Source organism: candidate division KSB1 bacterium (genome assembly GCA_022566355.1).
In the GTDB taxonomy this organism is placed as follows: Bacteria; Zhuqueibacterota; JdFR-76; order JdFR-76; family DREG01; genus JADFJB01.
Genome location: JADFJB010000057.1, coordinates 17,081 through 27,145 on the forward strand (window position 1 = coordinate 17,081; position 10,065 = coordinate 27,145).

General features: G+C 36.0%; 9 protein-coding genes. All 9 read left to right on the top strand.

Translation table 11 applies throughout. From position 1 onward, the window contains the following. The first annotated feature begins 97 nt into the window (after positions 1-97). The 9 genes from IIC38_11410 (at position 98) to IIC38_11450 (ending at position 9,606) form a co-directional block, all read left to right on the top strand. A complete protein-coding gene (locus tag IIC38_11410) occupies positions 98-988 on the top strand; it encodes a hypothetical protein (GenBank protein ID MCH8126557.1) in 891 nt (296 codons plus the stop codon). After that, positions 981-1,883, top strand: coding sequence for a lysophospholipid acyltransferase family protein (locus IIC38_11415; GenBank protein ID MCH8126558.1), 903 nt, complete (start codon positions 981-983; stop codon positions 1,881-1,883). Before IIC38_11410 ends, IIC38_11415 begins: the two co-directional genes overlap by 8 nt. Continuing rightward, positions 1,880-2,944, top strand: a complete 1,065-nt coding sequence (locus tag IIC38_11420) for a glycosyltransferase (protein ID MCH8126559.1) — start codon at positions 1,880-1,882, stop codon at positions 2,942-2,944. The genes IIC38_11415 and IIC38_11420 overlap by 4 nt, the downstream gene beginning before the upstream one ends. A 459-nt stretch (positions 2,945-3,403) precedes the next feature. Then, on the top strand, positions 3,404-4,351 hold the full coding sequence (locus tag IIC38_11425; GenBank protein ID MCH8126560.1) for a hypothetical protein: 948 nt from the start codon (positions 3,404-3,406) through the stop codon (positions 4,349-4,351). Positions 4,352-4,503: 152 nt separating this feature from the next. After that, on the top strand, positions 4,504-5,271 hold the full coding sequence (locus IIC38_11430) for a glycosyltransferase family 2 protein (protein ID MCH8126561.1): 768 nt from the start codon (positions 4,504-4,506) through the stop codon (positions 5,269-5,271). After that, on the top strand, positions 5,253-6,356 hold the full coding sequence (locus IIC38_11435; GenBank protein ID MCH8126562.1) for a glycosyltransferase: 1,104 nt from the start codon (positions 5,253-5,255) through the stop codon (positions 6,354-6,356). Before IIC38_11430 ends, IIC38_11435 begins: the two co-directional genes overlap by 19 nt. Positions 6,357-6,368: 12 nt before the next feature. Continuing rightward, positions 6,369-7,421, top strand: coding sequence for a lipopolysaccharide heptosyltransferase II (gene waaF / locus IIC38_11440; protein MCH8126563.1), 1,053 nt, complete (start codon positions 6,369-6,371; stop codon positions 7,419-7,421). Further along, entirely contained in the window at positions 7,384-8,439 is a 1,056-nt protein-coding gene (locus IIC38_11445; GenBank protein MCH8126564.1) for a hypothetical protein, read from the top strand. The genes waaF and IIC38_11445 overlap by 38 nt, the downstream gene beginning before the upstream one ends. Before the next feature lie 231 nt (positions 8,440-8,670). Then, positions 8,671-9,606 carry a CDP-glycerol glycerophosphotransferase family protein gene (locus tag IIC38_11450; protein MCH8126565.1) on the top strand — a complete coding sequence of 312 codons (936 nt, stop codon included), beginning with the start codon at positions 8,671-8,673 and terminating at the stop codon, positions 9,604-9,606. The last annotated feature ends 459 nt before the right edge of the window (positions 9,607-10,065 follow it).

Below are 10,065 nucleotides of genomic sequence, written 5' to 3' on the forward strand. Positions count from 1 at the left end.
TACCCAAACATTTTTTTTAGATACTGTTATTACTAAATTGCTTGAAAGGTAGATTTGACTATATTACTTTAGTCAAATGTTGCAGCTAGTAATCGGTTTGTTAGTTTATCATAATATGATGCTGCCTGGTTTTTCTAATGAAAAATGGCAGATTGTTCGAAATGATTCAGTTCGGATTTACTATTCCGATGGTTATGAAAATATGGCAAAAAAGTTGTTAATTAAAAGCACTGAAATTTTGTCAGAATTTAGCCAGGTGCTTGGAATACCTTATGAAGGTGAAGTATTTGTGTTTCTGGTCTCGAATGAAGAAACCTGGAATGAGCTTACGAAAGATACAATTCCTAAGTGGAGTGGTGGAGTAACGAAATCCCAAAAGGGAATTACGTATCTTCGAATCTATAGAAACCCACAACAAATACTTCCGATTTTAAGACATGAATTAATGCATTTGATCTTAGGTAAAAATTTTAGGCCCAACATTATCCCAAGGTGGTTCGAAGAAGGATTAGCCACTTTGTGTTCTAATCAAGATAACTCTGGATTTAGTTTGGTTTTATCCATGGCGAATCTTTCCAACTCCCTTATTCCATTGGCCGAAATCGAGGATGTTTTGAATTTCAAAAAAGCGAAGGCTGATTTAGCTTATGCCCAAAGTTATGTTGGCGTAAAATTAATTGTTGATTCTATTGGATGGGAGGCAATTCGGAAAATATTGGGGAATGGACTACAATCAAAACAATGGGATGAAGCGTTCTATTCAGTCCTGGAAATGGATGAGGAAGCATACGAATTGTATTTTTTGGAGTTCATTGAAACCCATTATCGGTGGAACTTTTTGTATCAATCGGATTATGTTATATGGATTCTGATCCCAATTTCCGTTGTTTTCATTTACTTAATCATCAGGCTGAGAAATTTTAGAACTTATAAGAAATGGTCAGCCGAAGAAGAGCTAACAAAAAATAATTTAGAATTTGATGAATAAACATAGCCTTAAGCATCACATTGAATATTTTATACTCCGTACAATCTGTGGATGGATAAAATCAAAACCTTTACCAGATGCAATAAACAAATATAAAATTTTAGGAAAGATTTGGTCAGAATATTTAAAAATTAGAAAAAAAGAAACTCTGGATAATTTGCGACATGCATTTCTGGAACTAAGTGAGAAAGAGATTGAGAAATTAGGGGAAGCGGTTTTTTACCATTTTAGCCGTTTGGCTGTTGAGGTGGTTTTGTTATCAAATATGATTAAATATGGCTTTGACAATTTTATAGGCGAGAGCAATTGGGAAGTTCTGGAGAATGCCCACGCGGAAGGAAGAGGCGTTGTTTTTGTTTCAGGACACATAGGTAACTGGGAATTATTGGGAACAGCTATGACGATACGAGGTCTTCCTATCTGGACTTTGGTCGCAAATATCAAAAATCCGCTCGTTGATCAATTCGTTTATCGACATCGCGTCGATTCAGGAATGAAAATCATTAGAATTAAAGAATCACGACGAATGATACAAAAGGGAATAAAGCAGGGGGCAATTATAAGCTTTGTTTCCGATCAAGATGCTGGTAAGAATGGCATTTTCGTACCATTTTTAGGTAAGCCTGCCTCTACTCATACCGGGGCTGCGGTGTATGCACTTCGATATAAAGTCCCGTTAGTTTATGGCATGTCATATTTCAAAGATAAAAAGTATCATTTTCACTTTGAACGATTCGATGGAAATTCTCAATTAAAATTTTCCCGGGAGAATATTTACAAAATTACTGAATGGTATTCCAAAACGCTGGAGAACGATGTGCGAAAATATCCAGAACAGTATTTCTGGCTGCACAGAAGATGGAAAACCAGGCCAGAATCGGAGAGCTCCTCATGAAATATCTGTTCCTGAATTCTGCAAGAAGGTGGGGAGGGAATGAGCGCTGGACCGCATTAGCTGCCCAGGGACTTGCGGTGCGCAATGAAGTATTTTTTGCTTACCGGAAAATGGAAATTGGTTCCAGATTTGATGTGCCAAAATATCGATTGCCTTTTTGGAATGAGCTGGATATGCTATCAATCTCCAGGCTAATTTTCCTGATTAAGAAACATCATATAGATATCTTAATCCCAACCAAACGCAAAGATTATGTTCTGGCTGGTTTTGCAGCCAAAGCCATGGGAAAAAAGAATGTTCTACGTTTAGGAATAGAACGATCAATAAAAAACACTTGGACAAACCGTTTGGTATATAACTCCCTTTGTGACGGTATCATCGTCAATGCGGAGGTAATAAAAAACAGACTCGTACAAAGTGGATTTATCCCGCCGGAAAAAATTCGCATCATCTATAATGGTATCGATTTTCCGGCTCTTCAAGAAAAAGCCAAGCTTAAGAATGGCTTCATAAAACCCTACGATTTCACTATAGCTGCCATGGGTGAGCTATCCCGGCGAAAGAGAATGGATCTGCTTTTAAGAGCTTTTTCGGTCCTGAAAAAAAAGGATAAATCTAGTATTCCATGGGGAGCGCTGATTGTCGGTTCTGGTCGGGAAAAAGAAAAATTATCAAAATTAGCACTGGATTTGGAAATCAGCGACCAGGTTATCTTTACTGGCTTTTTGGATAATCCATATCCGTTAATCGATAAATGCGATGTTTTTGTTCATACTTCAAAGACTGAGGGGATACCTAATTCGATGCTTGAGGCGATGGCCTTAAAGAAGCCGATCATAACAACTGGATTTGGCGCAGCACAGGAGGTTGTCCGTAACGGTTCCAACGGCTATTTGTTGAAGCAGGGGAACGCTGAAGAATTAGCGGATCGCTTGATAAAATTGATTAACGATCAAAATACAAGACGGTCCATTGCAAAGGAAGGGTATCATTCTGTGAAACGAATGTTTTCTATGGAAAGGATGGTTGGAGAAATCGAAGATTTTTGCAGCCAGATCTAGGATAAGATTTCACAAATAAAAATATTGTTCATCAATTCGATTTACTGTAACGTTTGCAAGCCGATCCGAACGCAAAATCAATTCCGCTAATTTTCTTACTAACCAACGAGAAATTCAGTAGCTCGTCATAGGATTTGAAATGGGACGAAAGATTATTTAGCTATGCCCTTGCATGTAACAATATGGCCTTCCCGGGTTTAAATAAAGTCGTTACTATAACAATATATCAGATCTACCCTCCTTTCCAATAATCAGTTTCCGAGGGATATCATGTATGTTCCGGCACCCAGGCATCTCCAAAAAACACTTGCTTATTATATGAATTGTTCTAAATTAGTAGTCGATTTGAAATAAAATTAGGCATAAATTATTTAAATAATTGAAGCGACCTGTTAAGAGCTTCGAGGTTCTGAAACCTCAAATATCTGGGACGACTGTAAAAAAGTTTAGTTAGTTAGTATGAAAATCAGCGGCTTCTCCTTTGTCAGAAATGGGATTAAACTATACTATCCAGTCGTGGAATCGGTGAAATCGATCCTATCGATTGTGGATGAATTCGTCATTGCTATTGGTAAGGGTGATGAGGATGATAAGAGCCGTGAAAAGATAGCCGCAATTGGCGATCCCAAGATTAAAATAATCGATACGATCTGGGAGGAGAAATATTTTAAAAAAGGAGTAATCAACGCGATTCAAACCAATATTGCCAAACAGGCTTGTACTGGCGATTGGCTTTTTTATTTGCAGGCAGATGAAATCGTTCATGAAAAATATTTACCTATAATTCAAAAAAGATGTGAAGAATTGGTGGGTAACGAAATGATCGAAGGATTACTTTTTCGATATAAGCATTTCTGGGGTGATTATGAGCATTATCATGTCGGTCATGGTTGGTATCCTAATGAAATAAGAATTATTCGTAATCGACCTGATATCAATTCATGGCAAAGCGCCCAATCTTTTCGGAAATTCGATTACATCGATAATCCCCGCCAGGAAAACGGGCACCATAAACTGAAAGTGGCGAAAGTAGATGCTGAAATCTATCACTACGGATGGGTACGACTTCCACATTTGATGCAAAATAAGCGTAGAGCACTTGATTCGGTTCATTGGGGACTTAAACGAGCCCAAGAATATTATGAAACGGCAGCGAAAGAATTTGACTATGGTCCCTTGAACTTGCTTGCCTCTTTTAAGGGTACCCACCCGAAGGTAATGGAACAAATGATAGCTAAAATGAGCTGGAAGGATAAACTGCAGTATTCGGGAAAACCAGATCAATTTAGAGAACCGCATAAGCATGAAAGATTAAAGTATAGATTTTTATCCTTCATTCAAAAATATTTGACTGGAGGAAAGGAAATTGGGGGATTTAATAACTTTATCCTGGTGAAAGACATGTAATTTTTTTGGGAGCAATTTAGTCAATGAAGAAAATATCTAGAAACTGGAGAGCAAGGTTAATTGGAATTAAGGGGTCTGCCTTTTAGTCCCACCACTCCCATGTAATCCGCCTATGGCGGATTCCTGCTTCGCATGGCTAAAAAAATATAATTTTGAATTCAACCGAAAACATAACCATTTCAAATCCTTTATCCGTAGTTATTATTACAAAAAATGAAGAAAAGAATATCGAACGGTGCTTAAAATCAGTTCTCTGGTCAAATGAGATTGTTGTTGTGGATAATGGATCAACAGATGGAACAGCCGAAATCTGTCGTAAGTATAATTGCAGAATTATTGAATCAGAATGGCTTGGATTTGGACCGTTGAAACAATTAGCTGTTAATTCGGCGGTTCATGATTGGATATTTTCGATAGATTCCGATGAAGAAGTGAGTGAAACATTAAAAAACAGAATACAGAATATATTAAAAAGACCTCAATTAAATGGCTATCGAATTAAGATTGAATCGTTTTATTTAGGCAAACAAATTCGCTATTGTGGATGGGATCGGGATTATAAATTGAGATTTTTTAATCGCAACTATGGTAATTTTAACGATAATCTCGTCCATGAATCCGTGAGGATGCCTGGCCAAGTGGGAAGAATAGAAGAGCCACTGTTTCATTATACCTATCCCACGATTCACTCTCATATTGCGAAGATGGATCGTTATACAGAATTACGAGTAGATCAATTAGTGAGTAAAAGTGAATCGTCGTCGGTGATCATAGCAGCATTAAGAGGGATCGCTAAATTTTTTAAAATGTATCTTCTGCAGCGGGGTTTTTTAGACGGAAAGATTGGCTTTGTTCTTTGTACTATTTCAGCCTTTGGCATTTATTTAAAATATCTGAAACTATGGGAAAAGAATCGATAAGGGTTTTACATATTGACACAGAAAAAACATGGCGAGGCGGGCAGCAACAAGCAGCATATCTACTCCAAGCCATGAATGAACAGGATTATTATACAACTCTGGTATGTCAACCGAAATCACCCATGGAAAGTTTTTGCCGCGATAAAGCAATTCCTTACATGCCCTTAAGGATGTTCGGTGAAATTGATCTGATCGCCGGGTTTCGGATTGCCAGAATTTGTATCAAAGATAATTATAATATATTACACTTACATAGCGGACATGCGTTATCGATTGGTTTGTGGGCAAAATTATTTTTTTCAAAGTTAAAACTGATTGCGGTGCGTCGAGTTGATTTTCATATTAAAAAGAACTGGTTCAGTCAATTCAAATATAAAAATCAATTTTTAGACAAAATTGTCTGCATTTCCCATGGAATCGAAAAAATTCTTCTGGAAGATGGTGTTCCTGCCCAGAAGTTGGTGACTATTCACAGCGGGATTGATATTCATCGATTTAAAAAAGTACTTCCCTCAAAACATTTTCGACAGAAATTTGGAGTGCCTGAAAATAATATATTGGTCGGTACTATTGCTGCACTAGCAAAGCACAAAGATTATCCAAATCTATTGAAGGCTGCTAAAATCGTTATCGAGAAAAGCAGTGGTATCACTTTTTTTGCAGTGGGTGATGGTCATGAGAAAGAGAATATCTTGGCATTGGCATATAAATTGGGTTTAAAGGATAGATTTGTTTTTACTGGTTTTCGAGAAGATATTGGAAACTTTTTGAAAACCTTCGATATTTTCGTGTTGGCTTCAAAGAAAGAAGGTATGGGAACTTCGCTTTTAGATGCACAGAGTGTTGGTTTGCCGGTAATCGCCTGTGAAACAGGAGGAATACCCGAAATCATTGTTCATGGTAAAAACGGTATACTTGTGCCTCCTGAAAATGAACAAAAACTTGCTAACGCGATACTTTTGCTGGCAAATAATTATAAACTACGTGAGTCGTTGGGACAGAATGCAATAGAAACAGTTACAAAATTTAAGATTCATAAAACCGTGATCAAAAATATAAAATTATATAAGGAGCTATTGGCATAAGCTGAGGATGAGGTGAATTATAATAAAATACTGGTCATTCAAACTGCTTTTTTAGGCGATGTAATAATGAGTACGCCGCTGATAAAAGCGCTGAGAGAAATATTTCCAAAATCTGAAATTGACATCCTTACAATTCCTGCGACCAGTATTGTTTTTAAAGAAAATCCAAACGTCACCAACATCCTTCATTATGACAAAAGAAAGCCCTTTCGAAAGTTCGTTTCTTTTATTGATTTAATTTTTAAACTAAGAAAAAGAAAATATGATTTAGCTGTATCAATCCAAAGTTCTTTATCTTCTTCATTCTTGATGCAATTGGGAAAGATCCCGACTCGGGTCGGTTTTGCCCGTCAAAAATTTGTCACGATACCTGTGACACCTGAAAGTGGACTTCATATTCGAGAACGGTACATCAATTTGTTGAAGCCATTTTCCGATAATAATTTTGACCTGCAAACAGAAATATTCTGGTCACAGGGTGAAGAACAAAAAGCTCAACAAATTGTACAAGAATATCGAGATGACAAATATCTTCTTGGCATTGCACCTGGATCAGTCTGGAATACCAAACGCTGGCCCAAAGAATATTTTGCCGTACTTTTAGGGCTTCTTGAAAAAAACAACATTAAAGTTATCTTAATCGGTGGGCAAGAGGATCGTCTTTTATGTGACCAGATTCTTGAAAAATCCGGTGCAAAAGCATTAAATTTAGCAGGCAATCTTTCTGTGCTTGAATCTGCAGCAGTTATTCAAAAGTTAGACTTAATGGTCACCAATGACAGCGCGTCTTTGCATATAGCAAATGCTGTTAAAACTGATGTAAATGCTTTTTTTGGTCCTACGGTTCACAGGTTTGGATGTTATCCATATCAGCCCGATGATAAAATGCTTGAAATCGACTTATACTGTCGACCCTGCTCAAAACATGGAAGTAGACGGTGTCCTGAAAAACATTTTCGATGTATGCGAGAAATAAAGCCAGAAACAGCTTTTGAGGCCATATTTTCTCATCAAAAAGGAATGGGTAATGAAAAGCAATACAATAATCATATTAACAGGGAATGACAATTTTTTTGGTCAAACAAGAAAACCCTGGGTGAGTATGGATGCAGATAAAATGCAGAACATATTTTGTGAACATGGTTTTGATGTTGAAAAATATAGCTTTCATGAGATCCTGAACCAGAGGAAAAGAATTAAAGATTCGATCATTTTTTATACCTTCAGTCAGAAGATAAATAGAAGAGATTATATCAAAGACCTGGTTCATTATCTGGATGATGGCAGTAATATTTTAATCCCTTCTTATGATTTGCTGTTGTGTCATGAAAATAAGGGATTTCAGGAGCTTTATAAAAAAAGAATAAATCTTACATCGCTAAATTCTTATTATTTCAGTAGTTTAAATGAGCTATCCTGTTATGCAATTAATTTTCCAATCGTATTTAAAACAGTGGATACTTCAAATGGGAGAGGCGTATTTTTAGTAAAAAGCACAAATGAATTGGTAAAATTAATTCAAAAACTGGAGAGACAAACTGTTTTTACAGGGCTGGATTTAGTGAGAAGGAAATATTTCCGCCGCAAAAAAAGTTACAAAGAATATCCGGACTATAGCAATCGGAAAGATTATTACCAATATAAAGATTATATATTAAAAGAAGAGAATTTTATTTTACAGGAATTTGTCCCAGATCTCCCATTTTTTTATCGCGTATTGACTCTTTATGATAAATATTATGTAATGAGACGATTTAACAGAAAAAGTGATTTTCGGGCAAGTAAAACTAAGAAGGAGTATGATATTGAATTTGATTATCGCTTGTTGGACTATGCAAAAGAAGTTTATAATAGATTTGATACACCTTTTCTTTCACTTGATATTGGGTTGCATCAAAACAAGTATTATTTGTTTGAATTTCAAGCGTTACATTTCGGCATTGGACCGTTCGTAAGATCAGTCGGATACTACACTTATGATAATCATAATTGGAGATTTAATCCCAATAAAAGAAGACCCGATATAGAGATAGAAATCGCCAATGCATTTGTTAAATATGTTAATGCGCGTTATATTTCCTGACTCAAAACTGTTACTAAAAAATAAGCTGGAATTCTTGTTCTCTAATTTTGACAGATAGGATTTGTTTTTGCAACCGAATAGAAAAAGATCCAAATTTCAATAGATGGTTCAAGCGTGATTTTCTCCTATTACCTTTACAAATATCCATATAAATTAATCTGGTATTTTTTTAAACTATTAAATAGAAATCCCGCGTTAGTTGTTTATTGTGCTGATCCGCTTGATTACATTGTGTTAAAACCTGTTTTGAAATATTTTCCTCAAGTCGAAATTGCTGTAAAAAATCGGGTAACAGCCAGATATCTTCTAAAACAAAAGCTAAATATTAAACGGATGCCGTGCTTTCCCAAAGCCGTTATCTTATGTCGTCATGCAACGCACAAATTTCCTGAAGAAAAGATCATCAAGATCGGATTCCGTCATGGCGCATTTCATTTTAAAGAATTTGCTAATGCCAGATATTACAACGCATTCGACCTGTATTTCATGACCAGTGAGAAAGAAGTTGAAGAAGCAAAGACGAAAAGCATTAAAACAGCTCGTGCGATTGGATTTCCAAAATTGGATCTCCTGTTCAATGGCTCAATCAATGATGATAGATTAAAGATTACTTTCTGTAAGACCAAACTTGATCAAAACAAAAAAACAGTCATTTTTACTGCTACGTGGGATAAATCTGGTATGTCCGCTATTCATTTGTGGGTTGATAGGATTCATGAATTTAGTGAAAATTATAACGTTCTGGTAACTGTACATCCCTGGACGTCAAAAAAATATGTGGAGAGGTTAAAGAAAATTGCAGGCATATTTTTAATCCAGGACCCGGATGTCTTGCCATATTTAATGATCGCTGATGTATTGATAGGGGATACCAGCTCGATCATTGCTGAATTTTGTGTATTGGATAAGCCAATTATAACCCTCAAGGTTGCCGAAACAGACAGAACTGTTCCTGAAATAGTTCGATTATTGAAGGACATTAGTTATCAAATCGAAAATGTCGATCAATTAAAAGATGTCATTGAATATAATCTGAACAATCCAGAGGAGAGAAGTAAACAAAGACAAAAAGCTAATCGAATGATGTTTGATCAATTGGATGGACAGGCGGGAAAGAGAGCAGCGGATATTATTAAAAAAGAATTTCCTGATTTATTTCATTTTTGAGAGAATTTAGAACCAAAGCTTTTTCCATAGTGGGATCTGAAATCATTAGTTGATTTGATTCTGGCGATAGTTGGGGAGTAGAATAGTTAAAAAAAATAAAGGATAAAATGAAACATGATTCTTATTTAATATTTAGCGTTCCAAATATATGTTCTTTTTCTAAAAGGTTAATAGGATTATTTGGATTAAACCCAATTAGAGATAAAGATTGTAACAAAACTTATACATTTAAACAAATGGAAAAAATTGAGATGAAGATATTTATATTGTACAACTAATGTAAGAGGCTTATGAATATATCAAGAAAGACATGCCTTCTGCTGCCACCTCCCTCCTTGAAAAGTTTGACACATCTATCTCTCGCTTGGCCTTAAACCCATTCATGAGGATCGTCCCCAAGGACGAACGCCTTAAGGGGCTTGGTTACCGAATGCTAATTGTTGAGAACTATCTCGTATT